The 22,391-nt window shown below is 67.8% G+C and carries 10 protein-coding genes; 4 read left to right on the top strand and 6 right to left on the bottom strand.

The window, feature by feature from the left end; translation table 11 throughout:
• The first annotated feature begins 51 nt into the window (after positions 1 to 51).
• The 3 genes from pks13 (at position 52) to BKG60_RS03270 (ending at position 8,652) form a co-directional block, all read left to right on the top strand.
• On the top strand, positions 52 to 5,517 hold the full coding sequence (pks13, locus tag BKG60_RS03280; RefSeq protein WP_165688697.1) for a polyketide synthase Pks13: 5,466 nt from the start codon (positions 52 to 54) through the stop codon (positions 5,515 to 5,517).
• Positions 5,514 to 7,067 (top strand): acyl-CoA carboxylase subunit beta, encoded by a 1,554-nt coding sequence (locus BKG60_RS03275; protein ID WP_070186667.1) that lies wholly within the window; start codon positions 5,514 to 5,516, stop codon positions 7,065 to 7,067. Before pks13 ends, BKG60_RS03275 begins: the two co-directional genes overlap by 4 nt.
• A gap of 172 nt (positions 7,068 to 7,239) precedes the next feature.
• Positions 7,240 to 8,652 (top strand): phytoene desaturase family protein, encoded by a 1,413-nt coding sequence (locus BKG60_RS03270; protein WP_070946584.1) that lies wholly within the window; start codon positions 7,240 to 7,242, stop codon positions 8,650 to 8,652.
• Between the two features lie 5 nt (positions 8,653 to 8,657).
• On the opposite strand, the gene BKG60_RS03265 is transcribed toward BKG60_RS03270, so the two are convergent.
• Positions 8,658 to 9,266, bottom strand: coding sequence for a TetR/AcrR family transcriptional regulator (locus BKG60_RS03265; protein ID WP_070946585.1), 609 nt, complete (start codon positions 9,264 to 9,266; stop codon positions 8,658 to 8,660).
• 40 nt (positions 9,267 to 9,306) lie between these two features.
• Between BKG60_RS03265 and BKG60_RS03260 the strand changes: the two genes are divergently transcribed.
• Positions 9,307 to 9,753, top strand: coding sequence for an SRPBCC family protein (locus tag BKG60_RS03260; RefSeq protein ID WP_070946586.1), 447 nt, complete (start codon positions 9,307 to 9,309; stop codon positions 9,751 to 9,753).
• Positions 9,754 to 9,827: 74 nt separating this feature from the next.
• Here BKG60_RS03260 and BKG60_RS03255 read toward each other — a convergent pair whose 3' ends face one another.
• The 5 genes from BKG60_RS03255 to dprE2 all read right to left on the bottom strand — a co-directional run bounded on the left by BKG60_RS03255 (position 9,828) and on the right by dprE2 (position 22,310).
• Positions 9,828 to 13,022: an arabinosyltransferase domain-containing protein gene (locus BKG60_RS03255; protein WP_070946587.1), complete on the bottom strand. Its 3,195-nt coding sequence runs from the start codon at positions 13,020 to 13,022 to the stop codon at positions 9,828 to 9,830.
• Positions 13,019 to 16,315 carry an arabinosyltransferase domain-containing protein gene (locus BKG60_RS03250; protein ID WP_070186672.1) on the bottom strand — a complete coding sequence of 1,099 codons (3,297 nt, stop codon included), beginning with the start codon at positions 16,313 to 16,315 and terminating at the stop codon, positions 13,019 to 13,021. The genes BKG60_RS03255 and BKG60_RS03250 overlap by 4 nt, the downstream gene beginning before the upstream one ends.
• Positions 16,316 to 16,394: 79 nt before the next feature.
• Positions 16,395 to 19,673: an arabinosyltransferase domain-containing protein gene (locus tag BKG60_RS03245; protein WP_423226848.1), complete on the bottom strand. Its 3,279-nt coding sequence runs from the start codon at positions 19,671 to 19,673 to the stop codon at positions 16,395 to 16,397.
• Positions 19,663 to 21,546 (bottom strand): galactan 5-O-arabinofuranosyltransferase, encoded by a 1,884-nt coding sequence (locus BKG60_RS03240; RefSeq protein ID WP_070946589.1) that lies wholly within the window; start codon positions 21,544 to 21,546, stop codon positions 19,663 to 19,665. Before BKG60_RS03240 ends, BKG60_RS03245 begins: the two co-directional genes overlap by 11 nt.
• Complete coding sequence (dprE2, locus tag BKG60_RS03235; protein ID WP_070186675.1) at positions 21,546 to 22,310, bottom strand: decaprenylphospho-beta-D-erythro-pentofuranosid-2-ulose 2-reductase; 765 nt, start codon at positions 22,308 to 22,310, stop codon at positions 21,546 to 21,548. Before dprE2 ends, BKG60_RS03240 begins: the two co-directional genes overlap by 1 nt.
• Between the last annotated feature and the right edge of the window lie 81 nt (positions 22,311 to 22,391).

Here is a 22,391-nt window from a genome sequence, read left to right as displayed (position 1 = left end):
GCTGACCCACACCGCCGACTGCCGGCCGGTTGAGACAAAGGTGACCTGAACATGGATGAAACACAAAGCAATTCGAATCTTCCAGACGGCACCGAGCCCGCCGCGGCACCGTCGTCGCGTCCGGATCTGACCGTCGCGGAGATGCGCGAATGGCTGCGCAAGGCGGTGGCCAACGCCACCGGGCAGTCGGCCGACGCGATCGACGAGACCACCCCGCTGATCGAGTTGGGTCTGTCTTCTCGTGATGCGGTGGCGATGGCCAGCGACATCGAGGACCTCACCGGCGTCACGCTGACGGCCACGGTGCTGTTCCGGCACCCCACCATCGAGTCGCTGGCGACGGTCATCATCGAGGGCGAGCCCGAGCCTCCGAGCACCGACGACGAGGACTGGTCGCGGGAACGCGATGTGGAAGACATCGCCATCGTCGGCGTTGCCACCCGCTTCCCGGGTGACCTGAACACCCCCGACCAGATGTGGGACGCCCTGCTCGCCGGCAAGGACTGCATCACCGACCTGCCCGAGGGCCGCTGGGAAGAGTTCCTCTCCGAGCCGCGGATCGCCGAGCGCGTGGCCAAGGCCCGCACCCGTGGCGGCTATCTTTCGGACATCAAGGGCTTCGACTCCGAGTTCTTCGCGCTGTCGAAGATGGAGGCCGACAACATCGACCCGCAGCAGCGCATGGCGCTGGAGCTGACCTGGGAGGCGCTGGAGCACGCCCGCATCCCGGCGTCGAGCCTGCGCGGCACCAGTGTCGGTGTGTTCGTGGGTAATTCGACCAACGACTACCAGTTCCTGGCGGTCTCGGATCCGTCGGTCACGCACCCGTACGCCATCACCGGCACCGCGAGTTCGATCATCGCCAACCGGGTTTCGTACTTCTATGACTTCCGCGGCCCGTCGGTCGCCGTCGACACCGCATGCTCCAGTTCGCTGGTGGCAGCGCATCAGGGTGTGCAGGCGTTGCGTTCCGGTGAGGCCGACGTGGCCATCGTCGGCGGTGTCAACGCGTTGATCACCCCCATGGTCACCGTCGGCTTCGACGAGGTGGGTGGCGTGCTGGCCCCGGACGGCCGGATCAAGTCGTTCTCCTCGGACGCCGACGGCTACGCCCGGTCCGAGGGTGGCGGCATGCTGGTGCTCAAGCGGGTGTCCGACGCCCGTCGTGACGGCGACCAGATCCTGGCCGTCATCGCCGGCAGTGCGATCAACCACGACGGCCGGTCCAACGGTCTGCTCGCCCCCAATCCCGATGCGCAGGAAGCGGTTCTGCGCAAGGCCTACAAGGACGCCGGGATCAACCCGCGGACCGTCGATTACATCGAGGCGCACGGCACCGGCACCATCCTCGGCGACCCCATCGAGGCCGACGCCCTCGGCCGCGTGGTCGGGCGCGGTCGTGAGGCGGACAAGCCGGCCCTGCTGGGCGCGGTGAAATCCAATGTGGGCCACCTCGAATCGGCCGCGGGCGCGGCGAGCCTGGCCAAGATGACGCTGTCGCTGGCCAACGACAAGCTGCCGCCGTCGATCAACTACGCCGGGCCCAACCCGTACATCGACTTCGACAAAGAACACCTCAAGGTCAACGACACCGTCTCGGAATGGCCGCGCTACAGCGGACACGCGATCGCCGGTGTGTCCGGATTCGGCTTCGGCGGCGCCAATGCACACCTGGTGCTGCGCGAAGTGCTGTCCTCGGATCTTGTGGAACCGCAGCCGGAACCTGAAACGGCTGAAGAGAAGTCGGATTCTGACGAGGCCAACGCCGTGTACGTCGGCGGTGTGCGGATGGACGAGTACGGCGAGTTCATTCACGACGATGATGAATCCGGGGCCGACGAGTACCCGGCGTACGACGAGGTGAACCACGAACTGCCCGGGCTGACCGACGAGGCCAAGCGCCTGATCGAGGCCGCCCGCGAGGAGCTGGCCGCAGCTGAAGCCGCCGAACCTGTCAAGAAGGTTGTCCCGCTTGCTGTCTCGGCCTTCCTGACCTCGCGCAAGAAAGTCGCTGCCGCTGAGTTGGCGGACTGGATGGACAGCGAAGAGGGCCGGGCGTCCTCGCTGGAATCCATCGGACGCTCGCTGTCACGCCGCAACCACGGCCGTTCGCGTGCCATCGTGCTGGCCCACGACCACGACGAGGCGATCAAGGGTCTGCGCGCCGTCGCCGAGGGCAAGCAGCACCCGAGCGTGATCTCGGCCGACGGTCCGGTCACCAACGGTCCGGTGTGGGTGTTGGCGGGTTTCGGGGCGCAGCACCGCAAGATGGGCAAGAGCCTGTACCTGCGCGAGCCGGTTTTCGCGGAGTGGATCGACAAGGTCGATGCCCACATCCAGGATGAGCGCGGGTACTCCGTTGTCGAGCTGATCCTCGACGACTCGATCGACTACACGAACGAGACGTGCGAATACCCCATCGAAGTGGTCCAGACGGTGATCTTCGCCATCCAGATCGCGCTCGGCGAGTTCCTCAAGGCCCACGGTGCCAAACCGGTTGCGGTAGTGGGGCAGTCGCTCGGTGAGGCGGCCGCCGCATACTTCTCCGGCGGCCTGAGCCTGGCCGATGCCACCCGGACCATCTGCTCGCGTGCCCACCTGATGGGTGAGGGCGAGGCGATGCTGTTCGGCGAGTACATCCGCCTGATGGCGCTGGTCGAGTATTCGGCCGACGAGATCAAGACGGTCTTCGCCGACTACCCGGGCCTTGAGGTGTGTGTCTACGCGGCCCCGACCCAGACCGTCATCGGCGGCCCGCCCGAGCAGATCGACGCGATCATCGCCAGGGCGGAATCCGAGGGCAAGTTCGCCCGCAAGCTGCAGACCAAGGGCGCCAGCCACACTCAGCAGATGGACCCGCTGCTCGGTGAACTGTCCGCCGAGATCCAGGGCATCGAGCCGCATCCGCTGAGCACCGGTTACTTCTCGACCGTGCACGAGGGCAAGTTCATCCGTGCCGGCGCCGAGCCGATCCATGACGTGGAGTACTGGAAGAAGGGTCTGCGCCACAGCGTCTACTTCACCCACGGCATCCGCAATGCGGTGGACAACGGCCACACCACGTTCCTTGAGCTGGCACCGAACCCGGTGGCGCTCATGCAGGTTGGGCTGACGACGGCGTCGGCCGGGCTGCACGATGCCCAGTTGATCGCGACCCTGGCCCGTAAGCAGGACGAGGTCGAGTCCATGGTGACCGCCATGGCCCACCTGTTCGTGCACGGTCATGACCTGGACTTGCGGACCTTGTTCCCGCGCAAGTCCACCGGCCTGGCCGGCGCGCTGGACTTCGCCAACATCCCGCCGACGAAGTTCAAGCGCAAGCAGCACTGGCTGGACGCGCACTTCACCGGTGACAGCTCCGCGGTGATGCCCGGCAACCATGTCGCGACGCCGGACGGCAAGCATGTCTGGGAGTTTGTGTCGAAGGGCACCGCCGATCTGGCTGCCCTGGTGAAAGCCGCTGCCGCGCAGGTGCTTCCGGATGCCAGGTTGACGGCTTCCGAGCAGCGTGCGGTGCCTGCCGAGGGGTCCCGCCTGGTCACCACGCTGACCCGGCACCCGGGCGGCGCCTCGGTGCAGGTGCATGCCCGGTTGGACAACGGAGGTGAGTCTTCCTTCTGTTTGGTCTACGACGCGATCGTGACCCGGGGTGGCGCAGCGACCACGCTGCCCACTGCGGTAGGTGCCGGTGTTGTCGCAGAACAGGTTTCGGCCGCGCCGGCATTGGCCGAGCCCGAGCCCGAGGATGACGCGGAGATCCTGTCCGACAACCTCACCAAGGGTGCAGGCATGGGCGCCGGCTTCGAGAAGTGGTCGCCGGATTCCGGGGAGACCATCGGCCAGCGGCTGGGCACCATCGTCGGTGCGGCCATGGGTTATGAGCCCGAGGACCTGCCGTGGGAGGTGCCGCTGATCGAGCTGGGCCTGGATTCCCTGATGGCGGTGCGGATCAAGAACCGCGTCGAGTACGACTTCGACCTGCCGCCCATTCAGCTGACTGCGGTGCGCGACGCCAACCTGTACAACGTCGAGGACCTCATCAAGTACGCGATCGAGCACCGCGACGAGGTCGATCAGATCGCCGAGTCCCAGAAGGGCAAGACGGCCGAGGAGATCGCCGCCGAGCAGTCCGAACTGCTGGGTGGTGCCTCCACGGTCGCCGAGCTCGAAGCCAAGCTGGCCGAGGCCGGACATCCGTCGGGTGACAAGCCCGCCGAGGACAGCGAGCCGGACAAGCCCGCCGAGGCCGCGGCCACCGAAGGCTTGGAGATCCCGCCGCCGCCCACCGATCCGGGTGGCCCGGCCATCCCGGCTCCGCCGTCGGATCCGTCGGGACCGAGTAAGGCGACCGCGGCTGCGGCGGCAGCCAAGGTGCTGACCCAGGAGGCGGTCACCGAGGCACTGGGCGCCGACGTGCCCCCGCGTGACGCCGCGGAGCGGGTCACGTTCGCCACTTGGGCGATCGTCACCGGCAAGTCGCCGGGCGGCATCTTCAACGAGCTGCCGTTCGTCGATGTCGAGATGGCGACGAAGCTGTCCGAGCGGCTCTCCGAGCGCGCCGAGGGCACCGTCACGGTTGAGCAGGTGCGGTCGTCGAAGACCATCGAAGAGCTGGCCACGATCGTGCGCGATCAGCTCGAAGAGGGTGTGGTCGACGGGTTCGTGCGCATCCTCCGGCCCGCGCCGAAAGGCACTGCGGACGGGTCCTCGAAGATTCCGGTGTTCGTGTTCCATCCGGCCGGCGGATCGACGGTCGTCTACGAGCCGTTGCTGAAGCGCTTGCCGGCCGACACCCCGGTGTACGGCATCGAGCGGGTCGAGGGCTCCATCGAGGAGCGCGCCGCCGAATACGTGCCCAAACTCCTTGAGATGCATCAGGGTCCGTTCATCCTGGCCGGCTGGTCGCTGGGCGGGGCGCTGGCTTACGCCTGTGCGATCGGCCTGAAGCAGGCCGGTGCCGACGTCCGGTTCGTGGGCCTGATCGACTGTGTTCGCCCCGGCGAGCCGATCGACCAGAGCCAGGCGGGGATGCGGGCTCGCTGGGACCGCTACGCCCGGTTCGCCGAGCGCACCTTCAACGTCGAGGTTCCCGAGATCCCTTACGAAGAGCTGGAGAAGCTCGACGACGAGGGCCAGGTGAAGTTCGTCCTGGAGGTCGTCGCGCAGAGCGGTGTGCAGATCCCGGGCGGGATCATCGAGCACCAGCGGACGTCCTACCTGGACAACCGGGCCCTGGACACCATCGAGATCCAGCCCTACGACGGGCACGTCACGCTCTACATGGCCGACCGCTACCACGATGACGCGATCGTGTTCGAGCCCGCGTACGCCACCCGTCAGCCCGACGGCGGCTGGGGCGAAGCTGCCTCGGACCTGGAGGTCGTACACATCGGGGGCGAGCACATTCAGGCCATCGATGAGCCGTACATTGCCAAGGTCGGTGCTCATATGAGCGAGGCGATCGGCCGTATCCAGAGCGAAGCGACAATGTCGACAGCGGAGAGCGAGAGCAAGTGACGAACAAGACGACGGCTGAACTGCTGGCCGAGCTCCGCGAGAAGCTGGAACTGGCATCCGATCCGGGCGACGAGAAGGCCAGGGCCCGCCGGGACAAGAAGGGAATCCCGTCCGCACGGGCCAGGATTCACGCCCTGCTCGATCCGGGCAGCTTCCTGGAGATCGGTGCGCTGGCCAAGACGCCGGGCGATCCGAGTGCCTTCTTCGGCGACGGCGTGGTGACCGGGCACGGCACCATCAACGGCCGTCCGGTCGGCGTGTTCAGTCACGACCAGACGGTGTTCCAGGGGTCGGTCGGGGAGATGTTCGGCCGCAAGGTGGCCCGGTTGATGGAATGGGTGGCCATGGTCGGTTGCCCGATCATCGGTATCAACGACTCCGCGGGGGCCCGTATCCAGGACACCGCGACCTCGCTGGCCTGGTACGCCGAACTCGGCCGCCGGCACGAGATGTTGCGCGGCCTGGTTCCCGAGATTTCGCTGATCTTCGGCAAATGCGCCGGCGGAGCGGTGTATTCGCCGATCCAGACCGACCTGCTGGTGGCGGTGCGTGACCAGGGCTACATGTTCATCACCGGCCCGGACGTGATCAAGGATGTCACCGGCGAGGATGTCACCTTCGATGAGCTCGGCGGCGCGGATGTGCAGGCGCAGCGCGGCAACATCCACAAGGTGGTCGAGTCGGAGGCCGCCGCCTACCAGTACGTGCGCGACTACCTGAGCTTCCTGCCGTCGAACCACTTCGACAACCCGCCCATCATCAATCCCGGCTTGGAGCCGGAGATCACGCCGCATGACCTGGAGCTGGATTCCATCGTGCCGGACGCCGACAACATGGCCTACGACATGCAGGAGATCCTGCTGCGGATCTTCGACGACGGTGACGTGTTCGAGATCGCCGACCAGCGGTCCCCGGAGCTGATCACCGCGTTCGCCCGGGTCGACGGACATCCGGTCGGCGTCGTCGCCAACCAACCGATGTTCATGTCGGGCGCGATCGGCAACGAGGCTTCGGACAAGGCCGCCAGCTTCATCCGGTTCTGCGATTCCTACAACCTGCCTTTGGTTTTCGTGGTCGACACCCCGGGCGCGATGCCGGGTGTTGCCGAGGAGACGGGCGGCATCATCAAGCGCGGTGGCCGGTTCTTCAACGCCATCGTCGAGGCCGACGTGCCGAAGGTGACGGTCATCATCCGCAAGGCTTACGGCGGCGGGTACGCGGTGATGGGTTCCAAGCAGCTGACGGCCGATCTGAACTACGCCTGGCCTACTGCCCGGATCGCGGTGATCGGTGCCGAGGGCGCGGCCCAGCTGCTGGTCAAGCGGTTCCCGGATCCGACCGCACCTGAGGTGCAGAAGATCCGCGCCGACTTCATCAAGGGCTACAACGACAACATGGCCACGCCGTGGATCGCTGCCGAGCGCGGCTACATCGACGGTGTCATCCAGCCGCACGAAACCCGGTTGCTGCTGCGTAAGTCCCTGAAGCTGTTGCGGGACAAGCAGAACGGCCCCAAGGTGCAGCGCAAGCACGGTTTGCTTCCGCTGTAGCTTGCGGTGAGCGGCCGGCACACAGTCTTACTCACAAGCGTGTAATTCAGAACTACCGCCTGTGAGCAGTGGCGACACTGGGCCCCTGCAAAACCATCCACAAGTTATCCACAGGGCACTGGAGTTCGCTGGATGCTCGGCTGGTTAGGCTGAGGGCGGAAGGGGATCGCCTATGAGCACCGCCGTCGTCGTGGGGAGTGGGCCCAACGGGCTCGCGGCCGCCATCGTGTTGGCCCGGGCCGGGCACGAGGTCACCGTGCTGGAGGCGTCCGACGAAATCGGTGGCGGGGTGCGCTCGGGGACTCTCGGCGGTGTCGTGGTGGACCACTGCTCGGCGATTCACCCGATGGCCGTGGGCTCGGCGTTTCTCGCCGGTCTCGGCCTTGAGCGGCACGGATTGCGCTGGCGCTGGCCTGAAATCGACTGTGCGCACCCGCTCGACAACGGTGAGGCCGGTCTGCTGTATCGCAGTGTCGAGCAGACCGCAGCCGGACTCGGTGCCGACGGCCGGCGTTGGCGGGCACTGTTCGGCGGCCCCGCTGCCCGTTTCGACACGCTTGCCGACGACATCATGGGCCCGCTGGTGCGCATCCCTGCCCATCCCTTGATGCTGGCCCGGTTCGGGTTGCCCACGGTGCTGCCGGCCGCGGTGCTGGCCCGGGTCTTTAAGACCCCGGCGGCCCGGGCGTTGTTCGGAGGCGTTGCGGCCCATACCTTCCGGCCGTTGCACTATCCGATGACCTCGGCGATCGGGCTGGGAATCCTCACGGCCGGACATCGGCACGGCTGGGCCGTCGCCGAAGGCGGGTCGCAGGCGATCACCGATGCGTTGGCCTCGGCCCTGGCCGAACTCGGCGGCAAGGTGCAAACGGGTGTCCGGATCACCACGGCGGCTCAACTGCCGCCGTCGGACATCACCATGTTCGATCTGACGCCGACGGCTGTCGCCGGCATCCTGGGGGCCCGCCTGCCCCGGCTGGCGGCGCATGCTTACCGTCGATTCCGTTATGGCCCAGGCGCCTTCAAGGTCGACTTCGCGGTTCGCGGGCCGGTGCCGTGGACCAATCCCGAGGTGGGGCGGGCCGGTACGGTGCACCTGGCCGGCGACTTCGACGAGATCGCGGCCACCGAGCGGGACATCCATGCCGGACGTATGCCGCGCCGGCCGTTTGTTCTGGTAGGTCAGCAGTACCTGGCGGACCCGGGCCGCTCGGCCGGAAAGATCAATCCGATCTATGCCTATGCGCATGTGCCCCATGGCTATACCGGTGATGCCACCGACGCCATCATCGCGCAGTTCGAGCGGTTCGCGCCGGGATTCGCCGACCGGGTCGTCGAGTCCGCGGTGCGCTCGACCACCGAGATGTCGGTCTACAACCCGAACTACGTCGGCGGCGACATCTGCACCGGTGCCAAGGACATCCGGCAGCTGGTGTTCGGGCCACGGCCCACCCTGGCTCCCTATGACGTCGGGATTCCGGGCATGTACATCTGCTCGGGTGCCACGCCGCCGGGCCCGGGTGCCCATGGCATGTGTGGCGCCAATGCCGCGGTGCGAGCGCTGGAGTATTTGCGCCACCGCTGAGGGGTTCAGGACTGCAGGCCGGCGATGAAGACGCCGAGCAGCCCGCGCACGGTGCCCTCGAAATCGGTGACCATGGCGTCGTGGCCGGCCGCACCCGGTCGGGTCCATGCCCACGCCGTCCCGGTGAAGGCGTGGATGGCCGCTGTCAGCGAGGCCAGCTGCGCGTCGGACAACGGCAGCGCCGGTCTCAATGCCGCACCCAACCGCTGCTGGGCGTCATGTGCCTGGGCCGGCAGTTCCGGGAGGTCTTCGGGGCCGAGCCGGTTGATGAGGACTGGGGAAGCCGCGATCAGATCGCACAGCAGTGGACGCTCGGCCAGGGTGCGAGCCAGGGCGGTCGCGGGTGTGACGGTGCGCAACTCGCCGGCCAGCGTCTCGATCCAGTCGAGGTGTTCGTCGTACATGACCCGTAGCAGGAGCGCTTCGCGTGAGCGCACGTACCGCAGGATGCCCGATTTCGCCAGGCCGGCCGCCGCGGCCACGTCACCCAAGGTGAGCGTGGCGGCTCCGGTGTGCCGGAGGCACTCCCGCGTGGCGGCGAGCAACTGGGTCAACCGGTCCTGGCGCTGGACGGCGTTACGGGCGCGCTGGAAAGGCGGCGCGGATTCGGGCACCGCTACATAATAGAACGCTGTTCTGTTAAAGTCCCGACTCGTGCACCGCTATGAATGCGTGATCCGCCGCCACACCACGGCGCCGCCAGCGATACTGTTCGCCATCGTGTCCGACGGGTCCCGGTGGTCGGAGTGGGCCCGGCCCCTGATTCCCTACTCGGCGTGGGAGACCCGAGGCCCTGCCGACGATGGCGGAGTCGGGGCGATCCGGGCCGTGGGCACCAGGAAGAAGCCGGCCCGCGAGATGACCACAATTCACGAGCCCGGCCGCAGACACGGCTACACCATGCTCGCCGACGGACCGATCCGGGATTACCAGGCCGAAGTCACGTTCGCCGAGTCCGCGGGCGGCACCGAGGTGACCTGGCGGGGGCGCTACCAGACTCGTTGGCGTGTCGTTGGATTGGGCTACCGGCTGGTCCTGCGCGTGGTGCTCGGAACACTGTCGCGCAAGCTCGTCACCGCCGCTGAAAAAGGGATCGGATAGCGCGAGTGGCCAGTTATGGCACAACTTTTGGTTCAACGCGTGTCATAACTGGCCACTCGATGCACCGCAACGGGCTACGGCTTGATCCGGATCCGGCCAGGCTTGTAGAGGCCTGAATGGGTCTCTGTCCCAAGCTCGATCGTCGCCGGAGCCGCATCGACGATGGTGTCGAATCTGCGCAGCGAGCCCCAGTCGCGGCCCCAGTCCTTGTCCAGGTAGGTGGCCATCACGTGCTGGCGCAACAACAGGTCACTGATCCCCAGCAGGCCGCCATTGATGCCGTCCTCCCAGGTGTCGGTGTCTTTCATCTTGGCGTTGTAGTCCGGGGTGATGCGGAACTTCGGCACCTCGGTGACGCCGTTGGCGTGCAGCATCGGCTGCTGGCACGGGAAGGCCATGCCCACCGCCCAGTCCATCAGCACCGGCTGCTGTGATCCGACGTACTCCTGCACGGTCTTGACCTCGGGCACCCGCGGCGGGGTGACCGCGACCCAGTCGCCGGGGCTCAGCGACAGGTCGTCGGCGATCACCCGGACGTAGGTGGCGTCGGCCGGAATCTCACTGCGGTCGAAGCGCAGGTTGCGCCAGGACGGGATCGGCCCCAGGTCATACGGCACCACCCGGCCGGCCGGCACCGCGGTGCCATCGGGCCCGGTCCGTCCGTATTCCAGTTCGACGGTCTGCCCCTCGGTACGGCCGTTGAAAATGCTGTTGCCGGTGATGGTTCCGGCCGCGGTCACGACGACCAGCGGGTGGGCGTCGTCGCGGGCGGGCAGCTCATACCAGGCCGAGGCCAGCTTGCTCACCTGCTGCGCCGGGCCCTCGGCGAAGCTGCCGGCCAACGGAACCCGGTTGGGATCCAAGCCGTACGGCAGTGGCACGGTCGATCCGTTGACACCGGGGGTGTCCAGCTTGACCGCGGCGTTCCAGTCGGCGTCGATGCCCGGCATCGGCACGGTGATCCGGATCGCCTCGGCAACAATATGATCCGGCACTCCGTTGGGGGTGAACCCGGTCGGCGCGGTGCCGCCCAGCGGCCCCAGCGGGCCGTAGTCGCCTGGCACCGGGGTGAGGAAGCCGTCATTGGTGTCGGGTTCGACGAGCACGTCGTCGGCCAGGCCACAGCCGCCGGCGAACGCTCGCAGGTTCGACGAGGCGTTGGAGTAGGTGCCGTCCTGACGCACCACTCCGTAGAGCATCGAACCGACGAACACCACCACCATGAACCCGGCCGCGACCGGCACCGGAGCGGTGGTCAGTGCCCGCGTCATCCGGCCCTCGGCCGATGGCCGCAGATGCAGCCAGTAAGCCCACAGTGCGGTGATCACGAACAGCGCAAAGAAGATGGCGCTCACCGTGATTCCGCCGATGTTGGGCTTGTCGTTGTTGAAGGGCACGCCGTAGCTGGACACGTACCACCAGCCGTTGGTGCTGGCGAAGCACAGCGCGAGCACGAACAGCACGGCAGACGTGAACGCCATCCGATTGCGCGCCGAGCGCAGCACTGCGGGTCCGGCCAGCACCGTCACCACCGCGGCCATCGCCGCACCCACGGCGGCGAACAGGCCGAAGTGGTGCACCCACTTGGTGGGGGCGAACTGCAGGAAGAAGATCGTGGCGAAGATGATGCCCATCAGCCGCCACACCGGTCCCCGGGCTACACCGGGAATCCGTTTGCGCCGCAACATGATGAACAGCGAGGCGAACAGGCTCAGCGCGGTGACGATGAAGCCGAACCGCCGTGACAGCGAGCCGTCCACGGTCGGCAGGATCAGGTAGTAGTAGCGCAGGTTCTCGGTGTACCACTCCTGCGCCGGCCCGATCGCGGTGCGAATTCTGGTGGCTTCCAACACCGTGGCGAACGTTTGGTCGGCGAACACCACGGTCAGGATCACTGTGCCGGCGGCCAGCAGCGGCAACACCAGCGGCCACACGCCAAGGACGCGGCGCCGGCGCACCAGGATGCGCAGCAGCGGACGTCCACCGGCCACCAGGGCGGCCACGGCGATGATGCCGGTCGGCTGGATGCCGAGGGTGAAGGCCGCCGAGATGATCGCCAGGGCGGCCGGGGTCAGCCTCCCGGAGATGATGGCCCGCTCGATCAGCACGTAGGTGATCAGGGCGCCGGTGGCGATCTGGCCCTCGGGGCGCAGGCCGTTGTTGAACGGCATCCAGGCCGCCAGCAGCACCATGCCGGCTGCCCACAGTGCGGGCCTGGACGCGATCACCGCGGGCCCGAGCCGGGGCAGCACCTCGCGTGACAGCAACAGCCAGCACACGATTCCGCACAGCAGGTCAGGCAGCCGCATCCAGATGCTGGCGTCGCTGATGTGGGTCATCAGGGCCAGCAGGTTGTAGTACCAGCCGAAGGGGTCTTCGGGGCTGCCGAACCAGCGGAAGTAGTTCGACATGTAGCCGGCGTGGTCGGCGACTCGCGCCATCTGGAGTTGGTAGCCGTCGTCGGACGAGTTGGCGCCGATGATGTGCCACAGCAGGAACGCGCCGACCACCACCACGTCCAGGGCGCTGAACGTGCGCCAGCGCGACGGGATCACGCGGTGCATACGCCGGCCGTCGAGCCGGTCGAGGCGCCACAGCGCGAGCACCGCGATCACCGTGGCGGCGATGCCGATCAGGATCGCCGCGAGCTTGAGCGCAGTGGGCTTGGAGGTGAATCGGGTGTCGATCGTGGCCGAGAGCGAAAGTCCTTGCGGCGCGGGTCCGCTGAGCTCGGTGAAGACGCCGACGATCTGGGGTCGCAGGTTCGGATCGGCGAAGCCGGTGCGCAGCTCCTTGCCGTCCTTGTCGGTCAACCCGACGAACGTGGCGAAAGTGCCCGCCTCCGACGACGTGATCTCGATACGTGAGCAGCCCGCGGCCTTCTCGCGCGGCACGCTGGCGATCACCACGTTGCGGTCGGTGATGTCGACGCGCTTGGCGTTGACGTTGACGAACAACGCGTTGAGCGCGGCTTGCCTGCCCTCCTTGGGGGCGGTGCCGAGCACCATCGCACCCTCGGGCGGCGTCGACCGGATCACCTCACACGGCACCGTCACCGACATGGTGACGGGCGTCTGGCTGATCAGCGGTGCGGTGACGCTGTTCATCTGTCCGGCTTGCGGCCAGTTCAGGGTGGCGGTGGTCTGCACCACCGGCAGCAGCGGCGTGGCCACCGCGCACAGGAAGCCGATCAGGCCGGCGATCATCGCGACCCAGCGGGTCAGCTGAACGTTCTTGTCAGCGCTGTGTTCGCGCAAGGTCACGCTCATGGCAGGGCTCGGATCGGTCCGGGCCGGCTGAAGCCGAACACTCGTTGGGTTCCTTGATCAATCGAGGCCACAGGCGCCTGCCCGGCCGGTACCACCGGGTCGTATTTCTCGATGGAGCCCCAGTCCCGGTACCAGTCGTCGCGCAGGTACGTCGGAATGGTCGACGTGCGCAGCAGCGCCTGGATGAAAAGGAAGGGACCACCCTTCTGGGCGGACTGCCACATGTTCGACGACACCACCACTTGCTTGACGTTGGGAAGGATGCGGTACTGCGGCAACTCGGCCACACCGAGTCGTTCGGAGAACGGGCGCTGGCACGGGAAGTTCGCAGCGGTCGCGATGTCCATCAGCACCGGGGTCTGCTTGCCGAGGAACTCCTGCGCGGTCTGCAGGGTCGGCACCCGCGGCGGGGTGAAACCGAACCACTGATCGTCGGACAGGTTCGGGTCGTCGGCGACGATTCGCGCCACGTTGGCCTCCGGCGGCGCCCAGGCCAACGGGAAACGCAGGTTGCGCCAGGCGTATTGGGCGAACACGTCGATCGGCTGCACGGCGTCGAGGGCCTGGAAGCTGCCGTCGGGACGGTGCACGCCCCACTGCAGTTTCAGTGACTGGCCGTAGTGGAACTCGTGTTCTTCGTCGTAGTACCAGATGGCGCCTGCGGCGGCGACGGTCACCAGCGGCCGGTCCGGGGTGCGGGGCGGCAGTTGGTACCAGGCCGAGGTGGCCTTGGCGGCGACGGTATTTTCCTTGTAACTGCCCATCACCGGGGTGCGCGCGGGGTCCAGGCCGAACGGCAGATACACCCGCGAGCCGTTGACGCCTTCGGGGCCGTAGCCGCCGCCGGTGCCCGCGGCGTAGGCGATGCCGACGTTGGGCTTGTTGGGGGAACCGTCGGAGTTCACCGTGCCAGGGTTGGCGACGACAGGCTTCGGCGGTTCGAGCGTGTCGCTGATCCCGTTGGGGGTGAAGCCGACGGGGTTCTGTCCGCCCAGCGGGCCGTACTCGCCCCAGGTCTGCCCTTCCGCCGGTTGCAGCATGCCTGCGTTGGTGTCGGCTTCGACCAGCACGTCGTCGGCCATGGCGCAACTGTCCGAGGACAGACCGGAGGTGAGCGCCGAGAGGTTGGCCTTGGCGGTGGTGTAGACGGGGTAGCGCTGGACGAAGCCCTTGGTCATCGAGCCGACTTCGAGCACCACCATGATGACGGCGACCACGAGCAGCGGCGTGGAGGCGAGCACGCGGTTGCGGCGGGTGTTGGCGACTTCGGTGTGTCCGGCGTAGTCGATCCGGAAGTGCAGCCAGCCGGCCAGCACCGCGGTGACGATCGCCAGGGCCAAGAACATGGTGGTCACCGGGTAGCCGGCGATCACCGGCTGACGGTCGAACCAGGGCACGCCGTAATTGCCGACGTAGAACCAGCCGTTGATGCCGGAGGTGGCCCAGGCGAGCACGAACAGCAGAGCGGTGACGTAGAGCGCGAGGTTGCGTCGGCTGTGCAGACCCACCCGGGCGAAGGCGAACGCGGTCACCGCACCAAGGGCGGCAGCCAGTCCGGCGAAGGCACCGAACTGCACGGCCCATTTGGTCGGGGTGAAGTGCAGCAGGAGTAGGCCGATGGCGGTGGTGCCGAGCAGTCTCCAGACCGGGCCGCTGGCGATCCCGGGCACGTGCCCCTTGCGCAGCAGCAGCGCGATCATGCCGAACAGGCACAGCATCATGGCCAGCACCGCGAACCGTCGGGTCAGCGAGCTGTCGACGGAATCCTCGACGGTCAGGAAGTAATAGCGCAGGAATTCCTGATACCAGGAGATGGTCGGGCCGACCGTGTACTTGATCCGGGCCGACTCGGCGACGGTGGCCAGGGTCTGGTCACGGAACACGACGACGAATATCAGTGCCGCCGAGCCGGCGAGCGCGGCGAGTGCGGGCAGGGCGATGCGGCGGCTGCGGATGATGCCGACCACGCGGCGCGCACCGACCAGCAGCGGGGCGGCGGCGATGATGCCCTGCGGGGCCAGCGTGACGCTGAGGGCGGCGACGATGATCGCCAGGGCCGTGGGCCACAGACGCCGTGTTCCGATGGTGGTCTCGACGAGCGCCCACACCGCGAGCACACCGAAGGCGATCAGCGGTTCGGGGCGCAGTCCGTTGTTGAACGGGAACCAGGCGGCCAGGAACACCGCGCCCGCGGTCCACATCGTGACCCGGTTGAGTGCGACGCGCCGGCCGAGCCGCGGCAGCACCCAGCGGCTCAGCAGCAGCCACGTGCCGATGGCGGCCAGGGTGGCGGGCACCCGCATCCAGACGCCCGCCGTGCTGATCGCTGCGAAGTGGGCCAGCACCGACTGGTACCAGTCGAACGGGGCCTCGGTGGCGCCGAAGTAGCGGAAGTAGTTGGCGGAATATCCGGCGTCGGCCGACACCCGCGCGATGGTCAGGTTGTAGCCGTCGTCCGATGAGATGGCGCCGATGACGTGCCACAGCAAGAGTCCGCCGATGACGCCGATGTCGGCGATCCAGGTGGCAAACGGGACCTTCACGAAACGGCGCCAGGCGTGACGAATGCGGTGGCCGCCACTGACCTGAATGTCGCCGCCGGGGCGGCTCCGCCGGTCCAGCACGGCGAGCGCGACGATCGAGGCCACCACGCACACCACGCCGAGCGCCATCACCAGCAGCTTGAGCGCGGTCGGTGAGGTGATGAACCGGGTGTCGATGTCGACGCGGGCGCTCAGCCCGGGCTGCGGCGCCATCTTCAGGTCGGTGAACAGGCCGGCGACCTGAGGCTTCTTCTCCACGGCCGCGGTGCCGGCGGCGCCGGGGATGCCGACGAAGTCAGCGCCCACCCCGCCGAGGTTCGCCCACAGGTGCAGCGCGCTGCAGCCGCCGGCGTTGACCGCCGCGCGGGGAGCGACGGCTGCCACCGAATCTCGGAATGCCACCACCACGGTTTCGGTGTTGGCGCGCACGAACAGCCCGTTGCGGCTGGCGTCGATGCCACCCGAGGGGATTGTCGAGAACACCAGGCCGCCCTCGGCGGGCAGCGTCGCGATCGCCGAGCACGGGATGGACACGTCGAGGGTCTGCGGGGCGCCCGAGACCAGCGGCGCCGTCACCGCGGTGACGTTGCCCGCGGCATCGGTGCCCTGCGGCCACAGGATGGTCGCAGTGGTCTGTTTGACGGGCAGCAGTGGCACCAGGGCGCACAACACCACACCCGCGATGCCCGCGACGATGGCGATCAGGCGTGCGATGCCCACAACACGGTCGGTTGGCTCATCGGAAGGCACGAGGCTCGATGTTATGCGACCCGTATGTGAGACCCGGTTTCACCTGCCGCGTGCTGGAGAGACTTGTCCGAGCTGTGTCCTAGCTGTGCCGCAGCGGGGCCGGGCTCCACAGTCCGCTGCGGATCGCGGTGCCCAGGTCCAGGCGAGCCGGTTCGGCGTCCGGGTACCACGGTGTGAGCCGTTGCAGCGAGCCCCAGTCCCGGAACCAGTCGTCTTTCAGATATGTCGGCACGCTCGACGGGCGCAGCAGTAGTTCGGTGATGCCCAGCGGGCCGCCGCCCAGGTAGTCCATCACCGGCGAGTTGGCCTCGGCGCCGAAGCGGTCCGGCAGGATCCGCCACTTGGGCACCTCGGTGACGCCGTACTGATGGGCGAAGGGGCGCTGGCACGGGAACGCCAGGCCCACGAGCCAGTCCAGCAGCACCGGGTCCTGCGATCCGACCACGTCCTGCAGGGTGCGCAGCTGCGGGATGCGCGGCGGGGTCACCGCGATCCAGTGCTGCGGGGCCAGGTCGTCGTCGGAGGCGACCAGGCGGATCTGGGTGGCCTCCCGCGGGATGGCGTCCATCGGGGCGCGCAGGTTGCGCCAGGCCGGGGCGGCGCCCACGTCGGCGAATCCGACGCCGCCGCCGGGCTTGTTCTCGGCGGCCTGGGCATCGGTGGCCCACTGCACCACGACCTCACCCGGATCGAACCGGCCTGCTGCCGAGACCACGAGCAGCGGGCCGGCCTGATCACGATCGGGCAGCCGGTACCAGGCCGACCGCATGATCGCCGGCTGCTGGGTTCCCGCCCGCCAGCTGCCCAGCACGGGGGTGGTGGCCGGGTCCAGGCCGTACGGCAGCCGGGCCCTGGAGCCGTTGATTCCGGCGGCGGCGGTGGTGCCGCCCTCGGTGCCCACCTCGCTGCCGGTCACGGTGCCGGAGTCGGTGTCGGCGAAGTTGCCGGAGCCGGGTTGTTCCATGACCGGGTCGGCCGAGATGTCCGAGGGGATGCCGTTGGGGCCGAATCCCTGCGCGATGACCGCGCCGAGCGCCTGCCCGGGCGGTTCGCTGATCGGTTCGAGGGCACCGGTGTTCGCGTTCTCCTCGACCATCACGTCGTTGGCGAGTCCGCAGGTCTTGCCGGTGAGCGCCTCCAGATTGGAGCGGCCGACCGACCAGGCCGGGTACTGGTTGGTCATCGCCAGCGTCAGTGAGACCACCTCGAACGTCACCAGCAGCCACGCGGCGATCGCCAGCGGCGATTGCACGATCCGTTGCCATCGGCGCTGTGGCCCGTCCGGGGATTCGTCGCGGTCGCTGAAGTGGTACCAGGCGGCCAGCAGCAGGGCCAGCACCGACAAGCCGAGCAGCATGGTGGTGAACCCGAAATGCCACTCGGGGAACGAGTTGGACCAGGGCACACCGAAGTTGGAGACGTACCACCAGCCGTTGACGGTCGCGAACGACAGCGCCATCACGAACAGCACGAGTGCGGCGAACATCGAGCGGTTGCGTCGGGAGCGCATCGCGGCGGCCGTCACAGCGACCGCAGCCAGCGCGCCCAGCGATCCGGCCAGCCCGGCGAACACACCGAAGTGGTGGGTCCACTTGGTCGGGGTGAACATCATCGCCAGGAACGAGATGATCGTGATGCCGACGATGCGCCGGCTCGGTCCCGCGGCGGTACCTGGTATGCGGCCCTTGCGCAGCGTCATCGCCACCGAAACCACCAGCGCCACAAGCAGGGTCAGCACCGCGAAGCGTCGCGCCACCGAACCGTCCGGGCTTGAGGTGAACAACCGCGAGTAGCGGATGTGCTCGTCGAACCAGGCCAGGCTGGGGCCGACGGTGGATTTGAAGGTGCTGGCCTGGATCTCCCCGGCCAGGGTCTGGTCGCGGAAGATCAGGATGATCGTGACGGTGCAGGCAGCCAGGATCGGGGCCAGTAGCGCAAGGTGGCCGAAGCGTGAGGTATGCCGGGCCACAATGGTTTTCAGCGGCCCGACCGCCACCAGTAGGGCGCCGACGGCCGCGATACCGGTGGGGCCCGAGAACAACGTCAAGGCGCCGATGATGATGGCGATGGCCACCGGCAACGTTCGGTTCGTGGCTACTCCGCGCTCCACCGAACACCAGGTCAGCAGGATGCCGAGGGCGATGATCGGCTCGGGACGCAGTCCGTTGTTCAGCGGCAGCCAGAACGCCAGGAACATTCCGGCCGCGGTCCAGGCGGCCGCCCGGTTGGTCTTGACGGCGCGACCTAGCCGCGGCAGCACCTCACGGCTGATCACCCACCAGCACGCGAGCGCCATCACCAGGGTGGGAAGCCGCAGCCAGATGCTGGAGGTGGAGACGTGGGCCCACAGGGCCAGCAGGTCGTAGTACCAGCCGAACGGGGCCTCTGGTGTGCCGAACCAGCGGTAGTAGTTGGCCATGTAACCGGCGTGCTCGGACACCCGGGCCATGGTGAGGATGTAACCGTCGTCGGAGGTGTTGGCGCCGACGAAGTGCCACCACACCAGCACGGCGGTGACGAGTCCGTCCAGCGGTTTCATCGACCACCAGCGGGGCGGCAGGAAGCGCCGGTGCCGGACACCGTCGGCGGTGTCGAGACGGTGCAGCGCGCCCAGTACGATGACGGTCATCGCGACGCCGACGATCATCGCGAGCAGCTTGAGCAATGTCGGGGCGCTGCTGTAGCGGGAGTCGATGGTGGCCGAGAACTTCAGGCCCTCGGGCGTGGGCCCGGACAGGTCGGTGAAGACACCGACGATCTGCGGCCGGAAGTCGTAGCCGCCCCGTTCACCGCGCAGGGGCGCGTCGGGATGGTCGGCGGTCGCACTGGCGTCACGCTGGGTGAGCCCGACGAACTCCCCGGTCACCTTGTCGGCGTGCGCGGTGAAGGTCAGGGACTGGCATGCCGGGCTGAGTACCGCGTCCAGCGGTGCGCTGATCACCGGGGTGTTGCGCACGATGACCAGCACGTCGTTGTTGACTCGCTCGATCAGCAGGCCGCGGTCGACGGCTTTGGGCGCCTGCTTGGGCACAGTGGACAGCAGGACGGTGCGGGCTCGGTTCTCCGGCCCGGCCAGTCCCGCGGCGGCCTGGCACGGCACCGTGATGGTCAGGTCGGTGGCCACGTACCCGATCAGCGGGGCGTTGATGCTCTGCCATGTGCCGTTCTGCGGCCAGTTCAGCTCGGCGGTGGTCTGCTTGACCGGAAGCAGCGGTGTCGCCACCGCCATCAGTACGCCGAGCAGACCGGCGACGATCGCGATGAGCCGCGCCGTCCGGTGATTGCTGCCGGCGGTTCCCTGCGGTCCCGTCACGGGCTCTGATGCTATCGGCGTGTCAGCGCCGGGATTAATGGCCATCGGGGGTTGGCTTTCTGATCGCCAGGACGAATGGACCGATGTCGGTCACCTCGAAACGTGGATCTTTGAACAGGGCCGTGTCGAGCGCCACGTGGTAGCGGCGCACGTTGGGCTGGTTGGGGTAGACGTCGGATGCCAGGCGCAGCGTGTAGGTGTCGTTGGCGCCATGGCGCATCAAGAACACCGTCGGTGCCTTCCAGGGCATTTCGTCGAGGGCCTTCACGAACTCGTCGGCCTTGGTCATGGTGGCCCAGGCTTCGATGGCCTTGGCGCGTTTGTCGAATTCGGCCAGCGGGTTGGCGTAGTGCGACGTCAGACCTTGGAACCCGTAGTAGGGGTAGTACGACAGGAAGCTGTAGTCGGCGGTCAGCACCACGGTCTGGTTGCGCGGAACCCCGGTGACCTCGGCGATCTTGGCGTCGATCTCGCGGTAGTAGCGTTCGGCGCCCGGTGGCCGGCGGTCGGCTCGCTGACCGGTGCCGTCGGTGTCGGTGTAGGCCACGTTGATGTCGGGGCGCAGCACGTCGGGGATGTCCTGGCTGAACGTGAGGGCGCCGATGGCGCCGACCGTGGCGGCCGCGGTGATGACCCGCCGTGCGGTTTCCGGTTGATAGCGCCGCGCTGCGAGACGGGCCAGGCCCTGCGCCGATTCAATGAACCCGAACGCGCCTGCGGTGGTGAGCAACACGGTCAGCGTCGGCTGCAGCCGGAAGGACAGCAGCGTGGTGCCGACCAGGGTGGTCAGCATCGACAGCAGGGACCAGGCGTAGACGGCGAGCACCGCGATGGCCAGCGCGCCCGCCCGCGTCGAGGTGCGTGCCCGGACCACCAGCCACAGCGTGCCGAGCATGCACAGCGCGCCCAGCAGCGTGAAGCTCAGCATCGGGAAGGTCAGCTGGGCGCCGGCGTCGGGCAGGTAGTGCTGGGCGGTGCCCTTCTCTGCGGGCTCGCCGCCCAGCCACGCCAAAAGGTACGGGGCCCAGGTGATCAGGGCGATGGCCCCGGATATCACGGCGATGACCGCCAGGCGCAGCAGCGGGTCGATGCTGCGCCGCGCGACCGCCAGCACCAGCGCCATCAGTGCCAGCGTGAACGCGCAGTAGGCCAGCAGCAGGGTGTAGAAGAGGGCGGCGAGGCCGAGGAAGATGCCGACACCGATGACTGCCGCCCAGCCGCCGTTGCGGGTTTTGCCCCGAAGCCCGGACCAGGCCAGCACGAACACCGGCGGCAACAGCACGGTGATGATCGCGGCGTAGGGCTCGGTGGAGGAGTAGGCCAGCATCGCCGCGGTGCTCGCGGTGGTGACGATCAGTGCGTGCTCGAACCGAATCATGGTCGACCACAACACGAATGCGACGGCGACCGCGATGGTGATCGAGACGATCGACCACGGCTTGAACATCTCCCATGCCGGGGTGTCGGTGGCCGCGGCGATGCGCCCGCCCATCCAGAACCAGCCGGCCGGGTAGTACGGCGGCAGCCCGAAGTAGGTCATGTCGTGCAGGCCGGGGGTGTCGGTCAGCCGGGTCAGGTATTCGGTGCGGAACTGCTGGTCGACCGAGACCCCGAACAGGTACAGCTTGGTGGCGCCCAACGGCATCGCCAGGGTGACCACCGAGAAAGCCGACAGGAAGATCAGTGCGGTCAGCCGGGCCAGCGTGCGCCGGCCGCGGCGCCAGAACAGGCCGGCGGCCAGTATGCCCGCCAGGGCACCGACCTGGCCCACCGTGGTGAGCGCGTGCAGCTGGTTGGACGTGTTGTAGGCCGGCCATTGGACCTGGGCGATCGCGGCGATCGAAACCCCGGCCACCGCCGAGGCGAGCATCAGGGCGATCACCATGTGTCCGATGACCCTGGCCGGACGCTGCTGCATCAGATGGGAAGCTTGCGGAAGATGGGCCGCGGGATGTGCCGCAGAACCATCATCACGTAGCGGAACGCGCCCGGCGCCCAGACCAGCTCCTTGCCCTTGGCCGAGGCGGTGACGGCCAGTTCGGCCACATACTCCTTGTCGACCGTCAGCGGGGCTTCCTTGACGTGCGCGCTCATCCGGGTGCGCACCTGCCCGGGCCGGATCACCAGCACCCGCACACCGAATTCGCGCAGCGCCTCTCCGAGACCGAGGTAGAACCCGTCGAGCCCCGCCTTGGTGGAGCCGTAGACGAAGTTGGAGCGGCGCACCCGCTCGCCGGCTGCGGAGCTCATCGCGATGATCCGGCCGTAGCCCTGTGCCCGCATCTTCTCGCCGACCAGCACGCCGACGGAAACGGCTGCGGTGTAGTTGATTTCGGCGATCTGCACGGCTTTACGCTGGTTCTGCCACAGTTCTTCGGCGTCGCCGAGCAGGCCGAACGCGACGATCGCGACGTCCACGTCACCGGAGGAAAATGCCTTGTCGATCACGTCGGGGTGGCTTGCGGTGTCGACGGCGTCGAAGTCGATGACCTCGACCGAACTGGCGCCGGCCTTGCGCAGCTGGGCTACTGCGCCGTCGCGGCCCGGGTCGCCGGGCAGGGCGGCCAGCACGATGCGGGCCGACGCGTCGCGCAGATAGCGCTCACAGATCGCCAGCCCGATCTCTGAAGTGCCGCCGAGCAGCAGAATCGTCTGGGGGTTACCTACGGCGTCGAACACCATCTAGCGCAGCTCCAAGCCTCGGGGGACATCGTGACGAGGGTACCGTGCGGTTTCTCCTGAAAATCCGAGCAATCCGAGCGC

This window comes from Mycobacterium syngnathidarum, assembly GCF_001942625.1.
GTDB lineage: Bacteria > Actinomycetota > Actinomycetes > Mycobacteriales > Mycobacteriaceae > Mycobacterium > Mycobacterium syngnathidarum.
Note: the sequence above shows the minus strand (reverse complement) of the source record. Positions and strands in the feature narration are given on the sequence as shown.